The 20,407-nt window shown below is 64.1% G+C and carries 20 protein-coding genes and 1 tRNA gene; 10 read left to right on the top strand and 11 right to left on the bottom strand.

Annotated features, from left to right (window positions below):
* Positions 1–108 precede the first annotated feature (108 nt).
* Together E3T29_RS04475 and E3T29_RS04470 are read right to left on the bottom strand one after the other, a co-directional pair.
* The gene (locus E3T29_RS04475; protein ID WP_134344235.1) at positions 109–882 is read right to left on the bottom strand and encodes an SDR family NAD(P)-dependent oxidoreductase; all 774 of its coding nucleotides are present in this window, start codon (positions 880–882) and stop codon (positions 109–111) included.
* Between the two features lie 20 nt (positions 883–902).
* A complete protein-coding gene (locus E3T29_RS04470; RefSeq protein WP_241987633.1) occupies positions 903–2,351 on the bottom strand; it encodes an aldehyde dehydrogenase family protein in 1,449 nt (482 codons plus the stop codon).
* Positions 2,352–2,486: 135 nt separating this feature from the next.
* On the opposite strand from E3T29_RS04470, the gene E3T29_RS04465 reads away from it, so the two are divergent.
* From E3T29_RS04465 to E3T29_RS04445, 5 genes are all read left to right on the top strand, one after another.
* On the top strand, positions 2,487–3,617 hold the full coding sequence (locus E3T29_RS04465; RefSeq protein WP_134344234.1) for a 3-isopropylmalate dehydrogenase: 1,131 nt from the start codon (positions 2,487–2,489) through the stop codon (positions 3,615–3,617).
* A 69-nt stretch (positions 3,618–3,686) separates the two neighbouring features.
* Positions 3,687–3,759: transfer RNA gene (locus E3T29_RS04460), tRNA-Arg, on the top strand.
* Positions 3,760–3,960: 201 nt separating this feature from the next.
* Positions 3,961–4,656, top strand: a complete 696-nt coding sequence (locus E3T29_RS04455; protein ID WP_241987632.1) for a tyrosine-type recombinase/integrase — start codon at positions 3,961–3,963, stop codon at positions 4,654–4,656.
* Positions 4,657–4,923: 267 nt separating this feature from the next.
* A complete protein-coding gene (locus E3T29_RS04450) occupies positions 4,924–5,202 on the top strand; it encodes a putative quinol monooxygenase (protein WP_134344230.1) in 279 nt (92 codons plus the stop codon).
* A 233-nt stretch (positions 5,203–5,435) separates the two neighbouring features.
* Positions 5,436–6,239 carry a LysM domain-containing protein gene (locus E3T29_RS04445; RefSeq protein WP_134344229.1) on the top strand — a complete coding sequence of 268 codons (804 nt, stop codon included), beginning with the start codon at positions 5,436–5,438 and terminating at the stop codon, positions 6,237–6,239.
* A 420-nt stretch (positions 6,240–6,659) separates the two neighbouring features.
* Here E3T29_RS04445 and katG read toward each other — a convergent pair whose 3' ends face one another.
* The 4 genes from katG to E3T29_RS04425 form a co-directional block, all read right to left on the bottom strand.
* Positions 6,660–8,972 carry a catalase/peroxidase HPI gene (gene katG, locus E3T29_RS04440; RefSeq protein ID WP_134344227.1) on the bottom strand — a complete coding sequence of 771 codons (2,313 nt, stop codon included), beginning with the start codon at positions 8,970–8,972 and terminating at the stop codon, positions 6,660–6,662.
* Between the two features lie 526 nt (positions 8,973–9,498).
* The gene (locus tag E3T29_RS04435) at positions 9,499–10,338 is read right to left on the bottom strand and encodes an aminoglycoside phosphotransferase family protein (RefSeq protein ID WP_134344226.1); all 840 of its coding nucleotides are present in this window, start codon (positions 10,336–10,338) and stop codon (positions 9,499–9,501) included.
* A gap of 752 nt (positions 10,339–11,090) precedes the next feature.
* A complete protein-coding gene (locus tag E3T29_RS04430; RefSeq protein ID WP_134344225.1) occupies positions 11,091–11,315 on the bottom strand; it encodes a hypothetical protein in 225 nt (74 codons plus the stop codon).
* A gap of 769 nt (positions 11,316–12,084) precedes the next feature.
* Positions 12,085–12,492, bottom strand: a complete 408-nt coding sequence (locus E3T29_RS04425; protein ID WP_134344223.1) for an SRPBCC family protein — start codon at positions 12,490–12,492, stop codon at positions 12,085–12,087.
* A gap of 297 nt (positions 12,493–12,789) precedes the next feature.
* Here E3T29_RS04425 and E3T29_RS04420 point away from each other — a divergent pair, with 297 nt between their 5' ends.
* Positions 12,790–13,290: an RES family NAD+ phosphorylase gene (locus tag E3T29_RS04420; RefSeq protein ID WP_370449109.1), complete on the top strand. Its 501-nt coding sequence runs from the start codon at positions 12,790–12,792 to the stop codon at positions 13,288–13,290.
* Between the two features lie 312 nt (positions 13,291–13,602).
* Here the strand turns inward: E3T29_RS04420 and E3T29_RS04415 are convergent, their stop codons facing one another.
* Complete coding sequence (locus tag E3T29_RS04415; RefSeq protein WP_134344221.1) at positions 13,603–13,995, bottom strand: VOC family protein; 393 nt, start codon at positions 13,993–13,995, stop codon at positions 13,603–13,605.
* A gap of 126 nt (positions 13,996–14,121) precedes the next feature.
* Between E3T29_RS04415 and E3T29_RS19565 the strand changes: the two genes are divergently transcribed.
* The gene (locus E3T29_RS19565; protein ID WP_166789886.1) at positions 14,122–14,280 is read left to right on the top strand and encodes a hypothetical protein; all 159 of its coding nucleotides are present in this window, start codon (positions 14,122–14,124) and stop codon (positions 14,278–14,280) included.
* 243 nt (positions 14,281–14,523) lie between these two features.
* Entirely contained in the window at positions 14,524–15,003 is a 480-nt protein-coding gene (locus E3T29_RS04410; protein WP_166792320.1) for a GNAT family N-acetyltransferase, read from the top strand.
* Positions 15,004–15,123: 120 nt separating this feature from the next.
* On the opposite strand, the gene E3T29_RS04405 is transcribed toward E3T29_RS04410, so the two are convergent.
* Positions 15,124–15,588, bottom strand: coding sequence for a 2'-5' RNA ligase family protein (locus E3T29_RS04405; protein ID WP_134344217.1), 465 nt, complete (start codon positions 15,586–15,588; stop codon positions 15,124–15,126).
* A gap of 432 nt (positions 15,589–16,020) precedes the next feature.
* Here E3T29_RS04405 and E3T29_RS04400 point away from each other — a divergent pair, with 432 nt between their 5' ends.
* Entirely contained in the window at positions 16,021–16,443 is a 423-nt protein-coding gene (locus tag E3T29_RS04400) for a hypothetical protein (protein WP_134344216.1), read from the top strand.
* A 161-nt stretch (positions 16,444–16,604) separates the two neighbouring features.
* Positions 16,605–16,859, top strand: a complete 255-nt coding sequence (locus E3T29_RS19560; RefSeq protein WP_166792319.1) for a hypothetical protein — start codon at positions 16,605–16,607, stop codon at positions 16,857–16,859.
* On the opposite strand, the gene E3T29_RS04390 is transcribed toward E3T29_RS19560, so the two are convergent.
* The 3 genes from E3T29_RS04390 to E3T29_RS04375 all read right to left on the bottom strand — a co-directional run bounded on the left by E3T29_RS04390 (position 16,819) and on the right by E3T29_RS04375 (position 20,104).
* On the bottom strand, positions 16,819–17,298 hold the full coding sequence (locus E3T29_RS04390; RefSeq protein WP_134344212.1) for a hypothetical protein: 480 nt from the start codon (positions 17,296–17,298) through the stop codon (positions 16,819–16,821). The two genes, E3T29_RS19560 and E3T29_RS04390, sit on opposite strands and share 41 nt — an antisense overlap.
* An 825-nt stretch (positions 17,299–18,123) precedes the next feature.
* Positions 18,124–19,521, bottom strand: a complete 1,398-nt coding sequence (locus E3T29_RS04380; RefSeq protein WP_198417711.1) for a S8 family peptidase — start codon at positions 19,519–19,521, stop codon at positions 18,124–18,126.
* A 199-nt stretch (positions 19,522–19,720) separates the two neighbouring features.
* On the bottom strand, positions 19,721–20,104 hold the full coding sequence (locus tag E3T29_RS04375; RefSeq protein ID WP_134344209.1) for a hypothetical protein: 384 nt from the start codon (positions 20,102–20,104) through the stop codon (positions 19,721–19,723).
* Positions 20,105–20,407: the final 303 nt, after the last annotated feature.

Here is a 20,407-nt window from a genome sequence, read left to right as displayed (position 1 = left end):
GGCGAGGCTTTCGGCGCGAACAATCCCCCTGTGCCGGCCGCAGTGCGGCACAGCCCGCCTCCACGGGCGCACTGATTCGGGTGGCCGTGCGTCAGCCGCCCCGAGCGGCTAGCTGTTCGGCGGGTCGAAGCGGCCGTCGACCGCGGTCCAGCCGCCGTCGACGGTGAGCACCGACCCGGTGACAAACCGCGACGCGTCCGAGGCGAGGTAGACCACGGCACCGGCGAGCTCGCTCGGGGTCGACCAGCGGCCGAGAGCGCTCTTGGCGGCGTAGGCGTTGTACCAGCCGGGATTGTTCTTGATCTGCGCCGTCAGCGGGGTTTCCACGACGCCGGGGGAGATTGCGTTGACTCGAACACCGGCCGGCCCGTATTCGGCGGCCGCCGTGCGCAACAGCTGCACCAGCCCGGCCTTGGTCGCGGCGTAGACGCCCTGGCCGGGCTCAACCGTGACCGCCCGAATGGAGGCGAAGCCAATGATGCTGCCGCCGTTGTTAGCGGCCATGGCCGGCGCAAAGGCCTGAATGAGCACGAAAGCGGCCCGCAGGTTGAGATTCACCACGCGGTCGAATTCGTCGAGGGTGTAGTCCGCGATGCGTTTGCGCACGTTGGTCGCGGCCGTGAAGACGAGTGCGGCGAGATCCGGCAGGTCGCCGGCAACGGCCCGCACGGCCGCCTGGTCGAGCACGTCAACCTGCAGCGAGGTCGCTCCGGCACCGAGCCCGGAAGCGGTGGCCGCCGCGCTGGCCGTATCGCGGTCGGCACAGATGACCGTGGCTCCGTGGGCGTGCAGGGCGCGGGCGCTCTCCCGGCCGATGCCGCTGCCGGCCCCGATCACGAGAACGCGGCGACCGGAAAACTGGAACAGTTGGGTGTAGTCCACGGTATTTCTTTCTGAATGGGTTACGGGCGGATCATGGCCATGCGGGTCACGGTGAACTCCTCGATGGCAAACCGGGGACCTTCCCGGCCCGTGCCGGAATCCTTCACGCCGCCGTAGGGCATGATGTCGGAGCGAAATCCGGGGATCTCGTTGACTACGACGCCGCCGACATCGAGCTCATTGATGGCGCGAAACGCTCGCTGCAGTGAACTCGTGTAGATCGCGGCCTGCAGGCCGTAACGCGAGCGGTTGACCAGCTCGATCGCCGACCCGAGGTCGGAGACGCGCTGCAGAATGACGACCGGTCCAAAGATTTCCTCGCACCAGGCCTGGGCCTCCGGCGGAACGTCGGCCAGCACGGTCGGCGCAATGCTGCGCTCGACCAGATGGCCGCCGGCCAGAACCCGGGCCCCACCGGCCCGGGCGGCGGCGATCCAGGCCAGAATGCGCCGGGTGGCGGCCTCGTTGATGACCGGCGCCACCCGCGTGCTGTCATCGCGCGGGTCGCCGACGCTCACCTCGGGGAGGCGGGCCAGCAGCATCCGCTCGAATTCGTCGGCGATCGCATCGTGCACGAGAATGCGCTGCACCGAGATGCAGGCCTGGCCGTTGGCGTAGAAGCCGCCGCGAATCACCGCGTCGACGGCTTTCTCGACGTCGGCGTCGCTCGCGACGATCAGGGCGGTATTGGCGCCCAGCTCCAACACGACCTTTCGTGGTGCAGCCGAGCGCGCTATCTGGTGCCCGACGGCGGCGGAACCGGTGAAGGAGACCACCGCCACCCGGGGGTCACGCACGAGCGCGTCACCGACGTCGATGCCCCCGGTGACGAGCTGAACGGCAGCGGGCGACACCCCGTGTTCGCGCAGCACGCCGCGAATCAGATCGACCGCCCACAGCGTAGACAGCGGAGTGTTCGGCGCCGGCTTGATGATGATCGGGCAGCCGGCCGCGATCGCGGGGGCCAGCTTGTGGCTGGCCAGCAGTAGTGGATAGTTGAAACCGGTGATGCCCACGACGATGCCAGCGGGCCGGCGCGTCCAGTATCCGATCATGCCCACACCGCTCGGCTGCAGGTCAAGGGGCACGGTTTCACCGTGCTGGTGGGCGACTTCCTCGGCACTGGCCGACCAAGTGGTGAGGGCGCGGGCCACCTCCGTGCGGCAGTCCACGAGCGGTTTCCCGGTCTCCAGCACGAGCAGCTGCTCGAACTGTGCCGTCTGCTCGGCGAGGGCGTCGTGAATGCCGACCAGCAGGGTACGACGGATGCCGGTGCTCAGCCCGGCCAGTTCCGCGCGTACCGAGGCGGCGGCATCCACTGCAAGCGAGGCTTGCGCCACGGTACCGACCGGCGACTGCGCCACCGGGGAACCGTCGAACGGGAACACGATTTCCGCCTGCTCGGGGCAGTCCAGCCAGCGCTCGCCGATGGGGAGCCCGGCCGGGTAGGGAATCGAGAACAAAGTCACGGGACCGCTTTCTGTCATTCACAGGGGGACGTGCTGGTCTTTCTACTGGTCTGACCAGTAACCTAACTAGAGTATCGAGCGCCGATCCTCAGGTCAATGACCTGCCGCGGCACTCATTTATCCAGGAGGAGAAGGATGACCAGCACAGCGAGAGTCCACCGGCTGGCCGTGATTCGCGGTGACGGCATCGGGCCCGAAGTCATCGACGCCTCCCTCGATGTGCTCGCGGCAGCGGAGTCGATGTTCGGTTTCAGCACGGAAGTCACCGAGATCTCAGCTGGCGCCCGGCATTACCTGGCGACCGGCGAACTCTGGACTCCGGCCTTGCAGGCGCAGCTGCGCAGCCACGACGCCATTCTGTTCGGCGCGATGGGCGACCCCGCCGTCGCGCCCGGCATTCTGGAACGCGGTTTCATCCTCGAGATGCGCCGCACCTTTCAGCAGGCCGTGAATCTGCGCCCGATCAAGCTCTATCCCGGTGTGGCCACGCCCATCGCCGGCCTCACCCCGGAGCGCTGCGACCTCGTGATCGTGCGCGAGAACACCGAGGGCTCCTACGTGGGGCGCGGGTCGACGGTGCACGCGGGAACTCCGAACGCCGTCGCCGTGCAGGAATCCGTCAATACCCGCATGGGCGTTGAACGTGTGGTCGAGTTCGCGTTTCGTCTGGCCGAGCGGCGGGGTGGCACACTGACCCTGTGCCACAAGAAGAACATTCTGGTCGAGGCCGGCACCCTCTGGCAGTCGACAGTCGACGAGCTGAGTGCGCGTTTTCCCACCGTTCCCGTGGACTACGTGCACGTCGACGCCTTCTGCTTCTACCTGCCGACGGCCCCGGAACGCTTCAACGTGGTCGTGACCGACAATTTATTTGGGGACATTATCACCGACCTGGGCGCGGCCATCCAGGGCGGCTTGGGAGTCGCCGCGAGCGCGAATCTAAACCTCGATGGCTCTGGCCCGAGCATGTTCGAGGCGATTCACGGCTCCGCGCCCGACATCGCCGGCCGAGGCTGGGCGAACCCGGTGGGGGCGATACTCTCGACCGCGATGTGCCTTGCCCACCTCGGCGAGGGCGACGCTGCGCGGGCCATCGAGGCCGCCGCCGTGCACGTTCTGGCCCAGCTGCCGGCGACCGCCGGGCCGGGTATGGGCTTTTCGACCGCCGAACTGGGCCGGGAGATCGCGTCACTCCTGCAGAGCGGCGCGCCCGTTTCCGCCGTTCCGGGCTATTCCGTCATGGACGACCTGGCCGCCCTGCGCTGAGCTGAGCGGATGCGTTGAGCGTTGCGTTGACCTGACCACGTCCGGTGGCCTGTAACCTTGTACAGTCCCGCCCCCGTAGCTCAGTGGATAGAGCACCGGCCTTCTAATCCGATTGTCGTAGGTTCGATTCCTACCGGGGGCACCGAAAACATCGTCTGACCAAGGTTTCTTGTCCTCACTGAAGGGGCAAGACTTGATTCACTCAACGTTTATTCAACGTTTATTCCGCGGCGCCCGACCCCTGTGGGTGCTCGGAAAGAAGGTACGCGACCCAGTTCGATTCACCTGGTGTGACCTTGGGCACCTACGGGTTATGGATGCTACAAATCTCTCGGGGCTCGGTTTGGAGCCCGTACTCACGACGAGCGAGCTCGCCAAGTATCTCGGTCTGCACGTGCAGGCGATTTACGACCTGCGTACCGATGGCCGCGGCCCATCCGGCATTCGCGTCGGACGGGAGATTCGCTACCGCGTCTCCGATGTTCTTCGGTGGCTGGACGGTCTTCACGAGCCCGTACCGTCCATGGGCGGCCGCGGGGGGCGAGCGCTGATCGAGGTGATGCTCGGCACGGCGACGCGCATCGGGGAGACGCTGGCGCTTCGAAAGTGCGACACAGATATGACCGCCGACCCGCCTTGGGTGCACATCCGCGGAACGCTCGTCGTGCAAAGTGGCGCCGGCGTGATTCGTCCGGCGCATCCCAAAACGCATGAGTCGAACCGGGTCGTCGCCGTGCCGCAATTCGCGGCAGAGGTAATACGACGACGTATAAGACTGATCGAGGCGGAGGACGGGGAACATCTGCTGTTCTTCACGCGGAACGGCAAGCCACTCGCGCCGCACAACGTCCGGCGCACATTCCGCGAGATTCTCCGGAACGCTGGCCTCGAAGGCATGGGGATCACCCCCCACGCCTTCCGCCGAACGGGGCGACGCTGCTCGCCAACGAACTGGGTTTGCAGGCGGCGGCCGATGTACTCGGACACACCTCGACGTCGACGACAAAGGCGCACTACGCGGAGCCTGACCGCGCCGTAAAATCCGAGCCGGCGACGGTGCTGCAGCGGCTCGCTCCGCCTTCGTAAAGAATCCCTTGATCCTCTATAGGCCAGCGTCGAACGTTTCGTCCTCCGGGAGATTGAAACGACTCTCCTGTGGTGGGAGCCTGGCTGCGATCACACGAAATAGGCGTGAACTCCTGGGCGGTCACAAGAGAACGCTCTACGGGCCAGCGGAGGTGGCCGGAGATCCGATCCGATACCCGTCGCGGCATTGGTTGGCCTTTGGCGCTGCGAGAATGGCGCTATGGAAAGTGTGCGATTGACTGGTCAACTCCTGTGCGACGACCTCGGCGAAGCTGCGATCGTTGTGCAGTACCTTCCCGTCCACTTGGGGCTGACCCGCGCCGAAAACGGATGCATTTCGTTCAACGTGACGCCCACCCACGATCCGGTCGTCTGGCAGGTCGATGAGCGCTTTCGGGATACCGCGTCGTTCCACACTCACCAACAACGAGTCTCATCCAGTGAATGGGGTCGGGCGACCTCCGGTATTGAGCGTCGCTACACCATCACGGGGATTTAGCTAAAGACAGTTGGGGCACGGACCGGCGCCTCTGCGGGATGTGCTTGTGTTTTTTTTGTTGAAGAGAGGCGGCGTTCTTTCACCGCAGATGGCCTTACCGCCATCCCGCAAGGGGAACCGCTTACGGGACGGTTCATAGCGATCGGTGCGTCGAGCTACTTCGTTGGTCGAGACCGCGGCGGGACCGGCGATGGGGCCGACTGCCATACTGGGTTCGGTGGGGAGGGGACCTGATGCCACGACTGACGACATCCGTTCTGGGGAGCATCACTTTGGTGCTCGGGCTGGTGGCATGCTCGCCCCCGACGACCGAGACTCCACCGGTTGACACCGCTGTCCATAGTGTTGCGCCGGCCCTGTCCGACGACACAGCCGACGTCGTCATCCCCGACGGTGTCATCGGCACGGCCGAGCTCACGTCGGCCTCGGGGGATAACACCATCTCCGGAACCGTCGTGGTCACTGCGGGAGGCGGCGGGTTCGACGTTGCGCTGAAGGACTTCAACTCGGACGTTCCCGGAGGCGTGCAACTGTTCTTCAGTCCCTGGTCGGACACCACGACCTGCCTGGCCGACATGTACAACTTCTCGTTCGGCAACCTCTCCACGGACGCCGATCAGCCCGGGCTGAGCCTGGGCGACAGGGACTTCTCCCGGGGCGACCCCAGCTACTACCTGACCGCCGTCATCACCGCGAGCACCCCGGCCACGACCGATCCTGACGGCTGCGTGCTCACTCCCCGGGCGGTTGGCACGATCACCTGGGACGTACCGGACACCCGCCCCGGGCTACTCGCCGTCGATACAGGCGCTCGGTTCGGCGCTGGCGGCGCCACCGCAACAGCCGGTGGTTCTCCCATCTCCTATCGCGCGGTCGCCGGCGACACGCTCAACGACATCGCCGACCGCTTCGGTATCACGCTCGACGACCTCGGCTTCCTCAACCCCCTCACCAGCCGCCAGCTCCAGGCCGGCGACGAGCTGAACCTCCGGGAGGCGCTGCGCGGCGGCGCCTCGGTCCCGCCGCCCTCGGGCTAAACGCCGATCCAAGGCATACACCGCGGTCGTCCCTTATGACGAACCCCTACCGGTCACGCGCATTCCTCAGCGGGACATGACCCCGGAAGGCTCAGGCCTTACGAGCCGCCACAGAGAACATCAGCGGCACCCTCTCGTGACCCGAGGCCAAAGCAAATCCGGCCGGCGTCTCTACGAGTGGGGGCAACGGCTTCCAGGGCATAGCGGCCCGCCCACCCTCGCAGGCCGTCGAGGTGCGAGTGTGGTCGACCACGTGCTGCCCGCGGAGGTTCCTTGGCCGTCCCCAGCCTGATCAATCCGTGCAACGTTCGGCTCGCGGCCTCAAGCGTCGTTCGGTCAAGGCCTCGACGGCGTGGAGGCTCAGCGCGTGACCGCGCCGTGCCTCCACGCCGTCAGCTCGCCAGGACGCGACCTCCGGGGTCAGGCGGCCATCGCCCCGTAACGCTTGTGGCCATTGACGTCGTAGCGGTCAAGCATCATGACCTTCGACCAGACGCGGATGAATTCGCGGACGAACCGCTCTTGCCCGTCGCTGCCCGCGTAGGCGTCGGCGATCGACCGCAGTTGCGCGTTCGAGCCGAATACCAGGTCATTCCGGGAGGCCCTCCAGCGAGCCTCGCCGGTCGCCTGAACCCGACCAGTGAAGGTCATCGCGGTCTCGTCGTCCTTCGTCCAGATGAGGTCGGTGTCGGTCAGATTCACGAGGAAGTCGGTCGTCAGTGCTCCGACGTGATCCGTGAGCACACCCACGTCGGACCCGTCCCAGTTGCTGCCGAGCACGCGGAGCCCGGCGTGCAGCACGGTCCACTCCGGTGCGGTGAGAGTGAACAGGTTCGCCTTGTCGAGGAATGCCGCCTCGGGCGCGACGCCCGGAGCAAACTCTTCGAAGCGCTCGGACACGAAGTTGCGGAACCCGTCCGCAATGGGTCGCAGCCACTCGAACATCTCGATGTCGGTCAACTCCTGCGTCGTGTCGACACGGCCTGGCGTAAACGGCACGCTGGCGTCAGATCCTGCCGCCCGTGCCGCCTGCTCCACGGCGGCGCTGCCGGCGAGGACGATGAGGTCGGCGAGAGATACCTTCCGTCCGCCCGACGTCGCCGTGAAAGCCGCCTGCACGTTCCGCAGCGCGTCGATGACTGGGACGGTGCGTCGGTTGACCGCCCAGTCTTTCTGCGGCGACAAGGCCAGGCGGGCACCGTTCGCCCCTCCGCGCTTGTCGCTGTCGCGGTAGGTCGAGGCGGCGGAGAACGCCGTGTAGACGAGGTCGGACACGGACAGCCCGGTCGCGAGGACGGCTTCCTTGAGCGCTGCCACGTCGGCCTCGTCGAGTGAGTATCCTGCTGCGTCCGGGAGCGGGTCCTGCCAGAGCAGGTCGTCGGCGATGGTGACCTCCGGGCCGAGGTACCGGTGCTTCGGCCCCATGTCGCGGTGCGTGAGCTTGTACCAGGCCTTCGAGAACGCGAGGGTGAACAGATCGAAGTCGGCCAGGAAACGCTCGCATATGGCCCGATACTCCGGGTCGACCTTGAGTGCGATGTCCGAGGTCATCATCATGAGCGGGTTCATCTGACCGGGTACGTGGGCGTCCGGAGTCTTCGGCGCCTCCGAGTCAGTCGGTGTCCACTGCAGCGCGCCGGCCGGGCTTTTCGTCTGCTCGTAGTCGTACGCGAACAGGTTCTCGAGGTAGGTGTTGTCCCACTGTGTCGGGTTCGGAGTCCAGCTGCCCTCGATGCCGTTGGTCGAAGTGTGCTCGGCACTGCCGGTACCCACCGGGTTGTGCCAACCGAGCCCCATCGACTCGATCGGGGCTTTCTCGGGTGATGGTCCGATGTCGGATGCGGGTACCTGGCCGTGGCTCTTACCGAACGCGTGGCCACCGGCGATCAATGCCACCGTTTCCTCGTCGTTCATCGCCATCCGCGTGAACGTGATGCGAATGTCGCGTGCTGAGCCCAGCGGGTCGCCGTTCGAATAGGGCCCCTCAGGGTTGACGTAGATGAGCGCCTGGTGCGACGCGGCCAGGGGGCTCTGCAAGTCGTAGCCCGCGTCGCCGTTCTGACCATGCCAGCGTTCGTCGCGGCTCACCATCTCGTCAGGGCTCGCGACCGCGTGCGGGTTCCAGACCTCCGGGCCCCACCAGGTGCCGTCGTCCGGTTCCCACGCATCGAGGCGTCCACCACCGAAGCCGTACGTCGGCAGGCCCATCAACTCGAGGGAGCAGTTGCCGGTCAAGACCATCAGGTCGGCCCACGACAGAGCGTTGCCGTACTGGTGCTTGATCGGCTGTAGGAGTCGTCGTGATTTGTCGGTGTTGCCGTTGTCCCACCAGCTTCCGATTGGTGCGAACCGCTGCATCGCGGTGCCCGCTCCGCCACGGCCGTCGGCAATTCGGTACGTGCCGGCGGCATGCCACGCCATTCGGATCATCTGTGGACCGTAGTTGCCGTAGTCCGCCGGCCACCAGTCGACCGATGTGGTGAGCAGTCGCTTGATGTCCGACTTGAGCGTCGTGAGGTCGATCGTGGCGAAAGCCGCCGCGTAGTCGAAGTCCGCGCCGAGCGGGTCGGCGTCTACGCCGTTCCGGTGGAGAAGCTCAACCCGGAGACGCTGCGGGTACCAACTGTCCAGGGTCGGCGACTGACCGAAGGTGCCACCGAGGTGGTCGCCACCTGCTGGCAGCGCACCGCTCATGTGGAAACTGCATGTGTTGGTCTGGTCGTCAGTGCTCATTGATGCTCCCTGTGTGCTTTAGCTGGATGAGAAACGGTGTCGTCGGGGTCACAATTTAACGATTAGCCGCCGCATCGCAGCGGCGTCAATCTGTGGTGCAGCGATGCTTCGACGCTGCTGTGAGGCGGTGCGTCGCGGGCTGCCGACGTGACGGGAAGCCCGATAGAGAGATCGTATTCCCGCAAGGTGTGCGTGGCATGCCAAGAAAGTGACTGACTTCTAGACGGCGGTGGTGCGGTGGCCGAGCGCACGACGGCCAAACCAAATAAAGCCCTGCGCCGATTGCTGCGGTGCGGGCGGTGCGAAGCCCGGTGAAACCGACGCCGGAGGATGGGGCTGTCGAGAGCTTGATTTCCGCGAATCGTGTTCCCCTCGCGGTGACCTGGGAGCACCCCCGCCAGAGGCTCCTAGTGGGGAACGCTGAGCGGGCGGCAGCATCCCTCTCGCTACTGGGCTGGTGGTGCGCAAAGATCGCCACCAATCGTCGACAGCGCTCGGGGTCGGTAGTGAGGCCATTGTCCAGGACTCACAGCCAATAGTCCACGCTGCGGTACAACACCCATTTCCCTGCCCGTTCGCGGTCGAGTTGTGCCTCACGGGCGACGGTTTCGAAGTGGAACAGGATTTCATCATCATCGTTCATCTCGTCCAGCCGAGTCCACAGGATCCGGGCGAGGTCGTATTCGATGTCGCCCCGAAGAAGTACGGGGTCCACGGCCAGCCACGGCTCTCGTCTTCCGGCGAGGATCTGGTCGAAGTGGAGGTCCCCGTTCACAGCGTCATTGCGAGGGGTGGCTCTCAGATCCTGGGCGATTTTGAGCGTCTGGGCAAGGATCGTTCGGTCGAAGGGTTTGACGAGCCGTTCCCAGTCAGCCTCGAGCATCCCGGCGCGAGCTTCAACCACATCTGCGGTGGATGGCACGTCGGAATCGTTGGCGGGAACGGCCAGTCTCCGCATGAGACGTGCGATCACGGGCACCGCGTCTATCAAGGGGGCGCTTGCGAGAGTTTCCGTGGTCTCAAGTCGTTCCAGAAGCATTGCGCCAGCATCGGAATCGTGCTCGAACAGCAGGACTGTTCCGCGTCCGTCCCCGAAGCGGAGCGCGTCGATCTCGAGCTGGAAACTGGAATGAGGCGGAGTCAGTCGCAAGGGGAGCAGGACCCCGTCACGAGTCACCGTCAGAGCGATCGCATTCGAGCCATGGAGCGCGCTGCCATCCGGTCGCAGACGCCAATCAGCGCACTTGTCTGCAATGCGGCCAGGGAGCGAATCAAGCCATTCCGTCCCGTCGCTCCACCAACGTGGCATCTCTCGAAAGGACTGAGGGATTTCGATCTCGTGTTCAGGCCGGGCCGAATCTCTCATCCCCCGAGCGTAATCAACCACACCTCGCCTCGGGCCGCACGTCCAGCGGGTCCCTAGAGTGAGGAAACACGGTCCCTTTCCGGAGCGCGACACGTGTTGGACCATCTGTGTGCAGCGCCCGCAAGCCGAACCCCCTGCGGGACGGCGCACTCGCTTCCCGTTATTGCTATCGTGATGACCCCGCCGCCTGGGTCGGATACACGCCCAGCGACACCAGGTTCGTGGTGCCGTTGGACATGCTCAGCTCCATCCAGGGGTAGTGCACTTCTGGGATGATACCCATTCGGACGGCGGCGCCGTCCCCGGGCGCGCTTCGCATCCATCGCCTCGGGGCTGCGCCCGCGGAGCTTGCCGGTGCTCGGCGGTATCGGATCGTATGGTTCTGATACCACTGATTCAATCTCGAGAAACGAATCGGTGCCCCACTAATTGGTAGCCAAGCGATCCGGGCTCCGACATGTCCCACGCGGCTTCCTGAAGTAACACAGAGAAGAGCGAGAAGGCTCTCCTTCGAAGAGAACCTGGACTAGGATCGTCAGCCGCCGATTCAAGTAGCACTTCGTAGTACGACTGAAACTCGCGTTGAGTGATCAGAACATTCGCAGCAGGGCCGGGTTTTGCTGCCTCCACCATGACAGTCTCTGCAGCCCCGTCAGTGCTGAAGATGGGCGGGTCGAACCCCTCGAGATACGCGAAGAGTTCATCGAGTAAGGCCGATGCTTCGTCGACTCGCTTAGACATAGTCCTCTACCTTAGGTGCGGCTGATGTAGGACGTCACGATCACCCAATCGCTCGTTCGCACAGATAAACGATTCTGGTAGGTCTTTTGCAGGGCGCCGTTGTTCCAGATCTGAATGGAGGCCGTGTAGAGATAGGTCTTGTTGGAGGATTGCTTGGTTGCGCTCGACGGGGATCCGAAGCCACCCCGTCGGCCGTTCGTGAGGTGGCGGATGTCCTCGGACTGTTCCGCCGGCACCGTGAAGAAGTACTACGCCCGGTCCGGGTACACCTGCAGCTCGGCGGTGAAGGTCAGGCCGGATTCCGGCCGGGGCGTCGTCCCCATCGGGGTCTCCATTCTGTGCGGGGCCGGGTCTACACCGGCAGCTCGGTGGTGGGCGCATGGGGCGCCGACGGAATGATGCCGAGCGGGATGACGAACCATCATCGAAGGTCGCGTAAACCGCAGCCGCGAACGACTGCAAATGGAATCGCTGCGGCAAAAGAGACCACTCCGACCAAGCGGAAGACCGGATCTCCTGCGAACAAACCGAGAGCCAATCCCGAAAGTCACAGGGCGGCCGCGATCGCGGGAAAGAGTCCGGATTGCTGGCGTCTGCTCACACGGTCGACAGTGGCGCTTCACGACGTCTTGTCCAGAGACTGCCCCGCAAGAGGGACCTCCAACGCGACGAATTCGCGGCCTCTCCACTCGATCGCCAAGGGCGCCGATGCTGTGTCACATGGGAACCGTCACCGGGACGCTGGGTGCCGGATCGGCGGGTGCGCGACTAGATGCGGTCGTGAAGTGGCTATTTGCCTGAGTCAGAGATCGCCGCAAAACTCCCTTGTCGCCTCAATAGGGTGCAGCTCGGAACTGGCGGCGAGCAAATCACCAACCGTGAGTTGGCTAAGAGCGTTGGCTCCGCCCACCAATCACCAACGAGCCCGATAAGCATTCGGCCCCACCGTTACGGCGATCGGCCCTCGAATTCGGTTTCGCGTGATCGAATCCTGAGGGTGGTGCGCTACTCTCCGTATTCTGAGCGGCGCTGCAGTCGATCAAGTCTCAATCCTGGGACACTTTGAAAAGCGCCGGCAAGAACGCGAGAGACGGCTCCACGGTGAGTGATGATATGGGTGACCTCAGTCATTTGCTCAGTGACCGGCACGAGTTTCCACGTTCCCGTTTCATGGGCTTGAAATCCGTCGAGACGCCAGATGATTTGGCCGCGGGAGACCTCGTCGTAGGTAATCGTGGGGGAACCAGGCAGTTTGGCTCGTATCGAGTATTCCTTCTCAGCGACCGCAGTTGGATCGTCTGTTGTGACAGAGAGGATCGCGGGATTCCACTCCGGTAGTCGCCGAATATCGGCGAGAATGTTCGCAATCGTTGTGCTTGTTGCTTTGATCATGCGAATACCTGTGTATTCCATGGTCGCTCCGTATTCTTGCCTGAAAAGCAGGTGCTGTAAGAAAGGATGCGCGCGCTCCCCAGCCACAGCCTATGTGCCCAGCACACCGGGTCGCTCACGCCCGTCTTGGCCCATTCACTTGCAGAGAGCACCGCCCGCAAGCCGGACGACCAGCGCGACAGAGACGAGGCCAAACCACTCGGCGGCGGACCGCGCCGATGCCGTGTCACTGGGGAACGGTCAACGGGACGGTCCATGGCGATCTGTGCGTCGGGTAGCGTCGGAAGGGACCGGTCGGGACGTTCTGGGGAGTGATTAGTGTCGGGTGAACCCTTGGTGGAACAGGTGGGTGATGTCTGGTCCTGCGTATCCGGATCGTTCTATCGCGCCGTACCCCCTGCGTATCAAGACGCAGCGCTTCTTGGTTCGCGTCTGGCCGGCAGGTACTCGGAACCGAATCAACGGACTCTGTACCTGAGCTCATCTCCTGAGGGAGTCGACGCGGCAATGATCGCCCATGCTCAGGGTCGTGTCGACGAGCTCGTCTTGCTCAAATTTCACGTGGAGGCCCATAACATTGTCGATCTCCGAGACCCGGCCATACTCCTGGTGGCCGGTGTCAAACTTGCAGACGCAGTCGCGCCTTGGCAGGACATTGTGAAAAACGGCGGCGAGCCCGCGTCGTGGAAGGTTCGCCGACGGCTAGAGGGTCTCGGAGCGAATGGCCTCATCGATCCTTCTCGCAAGCGCCCTGGCCGTTGGCATCTCACGCTATTCAGGTGGAATTCTGCGGATGCCCCACGCGTGGCTCTCGACTGACCTCCCGAGTTCCACCTCGACGCCGAGCGTTAGGGGAACGTCCACCAAGACACCCGAGCCTGCGATCACTGACGCTGGTCCTGTTCCCAAAACATATCCGCTAGAGGAAAATGACTCTGTCAAGCTGATGCAGCAACCGTGTGACACGATCGGTCAAAGGGACTCTATGCCATGATCTGCGCGGCCGATAGCGTTGTCCGGTCCGGCTGATCGGCCGTCCAGCGACAGAGTCGCTGGTTTCACTCGTGCGTGCCCTTGGTTGAGCGTCCGGTCCTATCCCCGCACGCTCAACCAAGGCGGTGCTGCTCCTTCTCAGGCCGGCGGCGCAAAGAACTCTAGCGGCAGCCCGTCGGGATCGCGGAAGGACAGGCCTGACCCGTATCCGGCGTCCTTGATCGTGTCGTGGCTGACGCCGAGCTGGTCCAGGCGTTTCTCCCAAAGCTCCAGCTCGGACCGGTCCGCGACGCCGAATGCGACGTGATCCAAGCCCGCACGGCGCTCGCTGAACGGCGTCGTCACGTCCGAGTCGGGGAACTGGTGCAGACCGACGAGGGTGCCGCTCACCATCCAGACGACGTGGCGGAAGGGCCCGGTGTCCTCATCGAGCACTGGCTGGTCCGCGAACAACTCCGTGTACCAGGGGACGCTCACCTCAAGGTCTCGTACCGTGAGCGCCACATGGGCGATGGGTGGGAAAATCGTCATCGATGGTTCCTCCTGGATTCCAATAAGCACGATCGTTCGTGCGTACATCAACCCTACGATCGTTCGTCTCGCAACCGTCGAGGGGATCGGCGGGCTCTCGATCGCGAGACTGGCCGACGCCGTGGGATGAGCAAGAGCGTCCTGTTCGGCCACTTCGGCTCAAAGGAGGAGCTGCAGCTCGCGACCGTCGAGGAGGCGGACGCACTTTTCGCCACCCAGGTGATCGAGCCAGCGACGACCGCGTCCACGGCCCACGAGCGGCTGCACCTGCTGGTAGATCCGTAAGCGCGCCAAGCTCCCCGCATCGAAGCGCTTGGTTGATTCGTGCCCCCTGTCTTCTCGGACTCTTCACGCCAGCGGCCTGCCCCCGTTGATGTGGATCCTCATGGAAGCGCTTCTTCGGAGGGAAAACCAATGGCGTGCAGGGTCCTGATCGTATTACAACGGCCCCACGCCCGTTCCGCAAGACGAACCCCCTGCGGGCGTGGATAGGCTGGTGCGATGCTATTCCGGACCGAACACCTTTCGGTGCGTCAGTTTCGCCGCGACGACCTCAACGACTTCTCAGACCTCTGCGCGGACCCGAACGTGATGCGATTTGTCGGGGACAGGACCGTCCTCAGCCGCCCCGAAGTATCGCAGTGGATCGAAATCTGCGAGCGAAAGTACGTCGATCGCGGTTACGGCACCTCGGCCGTCTTCGACGCGCGATCTGGCGAGTTTGTAGGCTACTGTGGCGTGATTCGAGCGCCGGATCGAGACTTCGATGAACTCACGTATGTCTTGCATCAGAAGGCTTGGGGCAACGGTTATGCAACGGAAATCGGGATCGGCATGCTCGACCACGTGTTTCGCATCTCATCACTGGGCTCCATCTCGGCGACGATCGAGCTGGAGAACGAGGTCTCCAAGCGCGTCGCGGCGAAGTTGGGGATGATTGAGCTGCCATTCGATACCGAAGACGTGAGTCATTGGAAGATTACACGCGAGCAGAACTGCGCTCGATAGCTCTATTGAGTCCCCTGGCGGGCGACCCTGTTCACTGTGTCGGTCGACCAAGCCCTATCGGAGCAGTTCTCGCGTCAAGCAAAGTCCGAGCTCGGAAGCGAGAAAGTTATCCATCGACCCTTATCCGAGAAGCCTAAAGTTGGCACGGATAATCGGTTGGGTCAGCATCTCAACGATTGCTAACTCCTGCAAGATGAACACCTCACCGGACCGGACAGCTCTTTCATTGTTGCCGGTGATGTGTGGCCGATAGCCTTCGCCACTGTATTGCGGCTCCTTCGCTACCCAGCCGAGCGGCATCAAGGCCTCGGTCAGCCGCGAGTGTGCCTCCAAGAGTGATGCGATTGGACGAATCAGGCCAACAGCTATTTCCCCGTTTGCGCCGAATCCTCCCTGCCCCGTGACCTCGGCGAGTAAGGGCTCCGTTGACTCCGACACCGCTGCCACAACCTGCCAGAGCGCCGCCAGGTCAATATTCACGAGGAACGGCGGTAGGACAGTCAAGTGAAGCGGAAATCGCGACACCGGGAAGCTATCGCCCACAGTGAGTGCTTCCAAGGGCGCAACGATCACTAGATGTGTCATGTCATCCACCGTAATGACTTATCGCCATCGCCCTGGACGCACGCAAGGGGGACGTCGACCACGACAGATCGGGGGCCAAACCATCTGGCGCCCGAGTGCGCCGACGTTGTGTCACAGGGGAACCTTGAGCGGACGTCAGAGTCCGGACGGGATGTTGGTTCCCTGGTGGAATACGAGTCGCGGCTTGCCGTCGACGATCTTCCAAACCGAGCAACGTCGCGTCCAATTGGGCCCCACCTAGAGGCAGTAGGTCAAGAGGAACACTGCGTCGGCAAGTTCCACAACGTCCTGCTCAGTCATCTGAAACGACTCGAGATGGAACGACGCCTCTGGTTTGGCGAACCCCTCTCTGTCAACCTTGTATAGGGCACCGGGATCGTCCCGAATAGTGTCGTAGAGGTCGGGGAAGAGTTTTCCTTGACGAATGCAAATATGGCAGATCTCAGCTCGACCGGGCAGGCTGTAGGGATGGAAGATGTCCCCGATCCCCAGGTTCCCGAGCGTGCTCGGCGGCGGACCTATAAGGCCAAGTACAAACGCGACTTTCTGACCGAGTACGACAGCCTCGATCGGCAGGGCCGCGGCGCGCGGCTCCGCCGAGAAAAGCTGTATACCTCCTTGGTTGGCAAGTGGCGTGATCAGCGCGACAAGGGAGTTCTGGTGGCGTTGGCACGGCCGGCGGGCGCGCCACCCGCCAGCATCGCGGAGAAGGACGCGGCCCGGCTGCGGAAAGAGAATCTGCGACTGTCGGGCGAGTTGGATACGGCGAGGCAGGTGATCGCGATCCAGGGAAAACTCTCGGCTCTGTTGGATCAACTCTCAACCAACAGCAGCGCGACGAGCACCGAGAAATAATCGACGCCACCGTCACCGAGCTCGTCCCCCTCGTCGGCATGCGAAACGCGTGCCTGGCCGTGGGACGGTCGCGGGCGACGCACTACCGTCACCACCCCCGCTCGCCGCGGCCCCGGTCTTCGCCGCGGCCCCGGTCTTCGCCGCGGCCCCGGCCGGAGCCGATGAAGCAACCGCGCGCGCTGACCGAGCCTGAGCGTGCCGCTGTTCTGGAGGTGCTGCGGTCGGACCGGTTCGTGGACAAGGCTCCGGCAGAGATCCAGGCGATTCTCCTCGACGAGGGCACCTACCTGTGCTCGGTAGCGACGATGTATCGCCTGTTGCGGGCCTACGGTGAGACCGGGGAGCGGCGTGCTCAGGCCGAGCACCCGGCACGCGTCACGCCCGAAACCTGGCATCGGAGACCAACATCGGCATAGTCACAATGTCGGCATAACACGACCAGACTTTCGAGGGCCCGGTGGCCAGGAGTTCGGGTTTGACCTTCGCCGGAGGCGTCGCCAGACGTCTGCGTTCGCGGGTCTGCCCGGCAGCCCACGCGATCCGATACATGGTCGACATTGACCCGTGATACCGGTCCTCGTCGAGCTCACGAGCCCAGGTCTGACAGATCGACAAATCCGCATACTGCGCCGAGTTGATCACCGCCAACACGCCTGCCCGTTCGTCCTCAGACAGCGTCGACGGCGGTTTGGCCCGCTCGGCCTGGGCCACCGGGTTCGTCTTTGGTGCCGGCGGATTCGCCCGCCGGTAATGGGTGGCCCGGGACCGGCCGGTCAACGCGCACGCCATCACCGCGGTGACCGACGGGGCGATCAACGCGGTGAACGCCCCATCCAGAATCGTCGCGCCGCTCACCGCCGGTTCCTCGTCTGCGGGTGGCTCTCGTCGTCGCTCAACGAGAGCAGCTCCAAGAGCCTGTGCGCTTTTCCGATCACGTCCAGCGGTGCTTGGGTCTGTTCCAACTGCCGGGCCAGGCGCTTGTTCTCGGCCTCGGACTTCACCAACTTGGCCGACGCTGACGAGTCCTTCGACCGGGGTTACGGTTCGCCGGCCGCCGCCGCATCCCGGGCCCTGGCCCACTCGGCAACCTGGGTCTGATGGATCCCCTCACGCCGCAGCACTGCGGACTTCCCCCATGAGGAGCCGCCTCGCACTAGACCAAAACACCTTCCCGGTACTCCGCGGTGAAGGACTGCCGAGTCAGCTTCGGTGCCGGATCAACACCATCGACCAGCGATGGTTCTGGGGCTTGTGGATTCAACATGATTATGTCCGATCCCCGCCCTCTCAAAAGGTCACCCCTCAACGAACGGGGTGTCTCATCTCAGCCTGACAGAGAGGGAGAACATGCGATTGGGTCCAATCACTTGACGTGGTCGCCAGGTAGGAGTCCCAGGCAGAGGTCACATTGTCGCCGAGTTTCAACGTGAACGGGTTACTGGTTCGAGCCCAGTGATAGCCGCCCCATGAGTGATTGGCACTCGCCGCTGTGGCGCCGAACACCAAACTGAGAAGAGCCGCAATGACGGCTAGTTGAGTCCGCGGACGTGGTGTACGACGAGCCCGTTGTTGAGCGTGGCGTCGTGAACTGTCAGTCAATTCTGGAGACGGCGCTCGGCAACGAGAAGCGGGTGTGGTCCGGGCTCTCGCCCCGACCACACCCGCTGACCGTCTTCTAGGTCAGAAGCCGCTGATGTTGAGCCGTCCGCCGGTGACCGTTTTGCCGCTGAGGGAGGCCGTCGGGACGACCGAGCTCAGGATCGCGCTCTTGATCTGCGCCGCTGTCGCACCGGGGTGCGTGGAGGCGTAGAGGGCGGCCGCGCCCGTGACGTGTGGCGTGGCCATTGAGGTGCCGTTGTAGGACGAGTAGGTGTTGAAGGCGGTCGTCGACCAGACACCGACTCCGGGGGCGCCGAGGTCGACGGTCGTGGCGCCGTACTGGCTGAAGGACGCCAGCGCCCCATTGCGGTCGATGGCGGCGACTGCGATGACGTTGGCGACGTCGTAGTTGGACGGGTAGGACGCCGTCGTGTCGTTGTTCGTGCCGCTGTTGCCGGCGGCCGCGACGAACAGGATGTTCGCGGTGTTGGCGCGCGTGATGGCGGCGAGCAGGGTCTGGGAGAAGGCGCCGCCGCCCCAGCTGTTGTTGGTCGCCACGATGTTCAGGCCGTGGCGGGTCTTGAGGTCGGTGAAGTAATCGACCGACTTGACCGCGTCGGCCAGGGATCCGCCCTGGCGGCCGAGGAACTTGCCGCTGATCAGGGTCACGTCCCAGTTCATGCCGGCTACGCCTTGCCCGTTGTTGGCCTTGGCACCGATGGTCCCGGACACGTGCGTGCCGTGGTCGTCGAGCGAGCCGCTGGAGCCACCGTCATAGATGGTGTTGTCGCTGTTGGCGAAGTCCCAGCCGTTGACGTCGTCGACATAGCCGTTGCCGTCGTTGTCCACGCCGTCCGCCGCGGTCTCGTAGGGGTTGGTCCAGACCTGCCCGGAGAGCTCGGGGTGGGTGTACTGGATGCCCTCGTCGATGATCCCGACGTAGACGCTCTTCGACCCCGTGTGGCCGGCGGTCCAGGCCTCGGCGGCCTGGCTGCCGTAGGCGTTGGCGGGGGTCGATGCGTCGCCGTACATGCCCCAGAGGTCCTGGGAGGTATTAGTGCTGGTGAAGATGGGGTCGGTGGCGGTGGCCTGGTGGGTCATGACGTAGTTCGGCTCGGCGTAGGCGACGGCGGGGTCACTCTTCAGCTGCGCGATCGCCTGGTTCAGGTTCTTGCCCTGCGGCAGACGGACGAGCTCGACCTCGGTGCGGTCGGCGGCCGCGGCGACGATCCGCTCGGCGAAGTGGGCCGAGGCTTGCCCGCGGGCACGCTCGCGCTGGTCGGCGGAGGCGCCGGCCACGTAGCCGACGACGAGCTCGCCGGGGACTGCGGCAGCAGCGGTACCGTTGGCTTGTGGGGCGGGAGCGGCCGAAGCGGGCGTGCTATGGGCCAGTCCGGTCATGCCGATCAGGATCGCCGACGAGGCAGCCGCTGCGGTGAAGAGCTTGAGACGCATCTGTTCCGAAAATCTTTTAAGCATGAAAAATCCTTTTCCTTGTGGGTAGTGGATTGCCAAGTAGTCACCAATGACTTTGCCCATATTGAGCGTTCAACACAGGCGCAATTGAAAGGTATGACTTGCCGCAGATGATCACACGTCGGCTCATGAGGGGACTGCGCTTCGCGGGCTGCTGTGATACAGCCCAATGTTCAGCCTTGGGGGTCAGTGGCACCGCCCTCTACTTCCTGCCGCGCCTCCACGCGATGCCCGAGCCCAGCCTCGCCGTCCTATCCGCCCTGGGCAGCGCGCCACCCAGATACGACTTCCCCGACCCGGTGAACCCTTGGAAGACGACGTTCTGCTGCCGGCCCACGAAGGGCAGGTGCCGAGCAGGGCCAGGAGCTGCCGGTTCAGGGTCGCACTCGTCGAGCAAGTCGATGCGGCGCAGGTCAGCGTTCGGGTAACGCAGCCCCGCCCGCCGGATCAGACCCGCGACCGTGGAGTCCGTGAACGACGAGTAGACGTCATCCACCGCCAACCGGACGCGGTCCTCGAACGGCAACCCGATGCTGAGCGTCTCGTCGTGGGCGTCGATCGCCTCCAGTAGCTCGCCGGCGTTCATCTCGCGGAGGTTCCGTTGGTCTCCCCGTCCAGCCGGCTCATCACTTCCCGCCCGGGTAGTAGGCGCTGCCCGTTTCTACCGCCAGCGGACAGAGCTGTTTCGCCGAACACGGCGCCGCAGCCTGGGGTGAGGAATCTACCTCTGAGCCGCGTCGGCGCACCGAAGGAAGTAGCAGCCGGTGTTCGGCGCCCGTGATCAGAGTCACAACGGATTGATCAACCATGGCCCAAGATTAGACGGCATCGTAGACGCGGAGGCAGCCCGCGAACTGGTCCGCGGAGAAACGGCTAAAGGGTCTGAAAA

It is taken from the genome of Cryobacterium sp. TMT1-66-1 (genome assembly GCF_004403435.1).
Classification (GTDB): Bacteria; Actinomycetota; Actinomycetes; order Actinomycetales; family Microbacteriaceae; genus Cryobacterium; species Cryobacterium flavum.
Note: the sequence above shows the minus strand (reverse complement) of the source record. Positions and strands in the feature narration are given on the sequence as shown.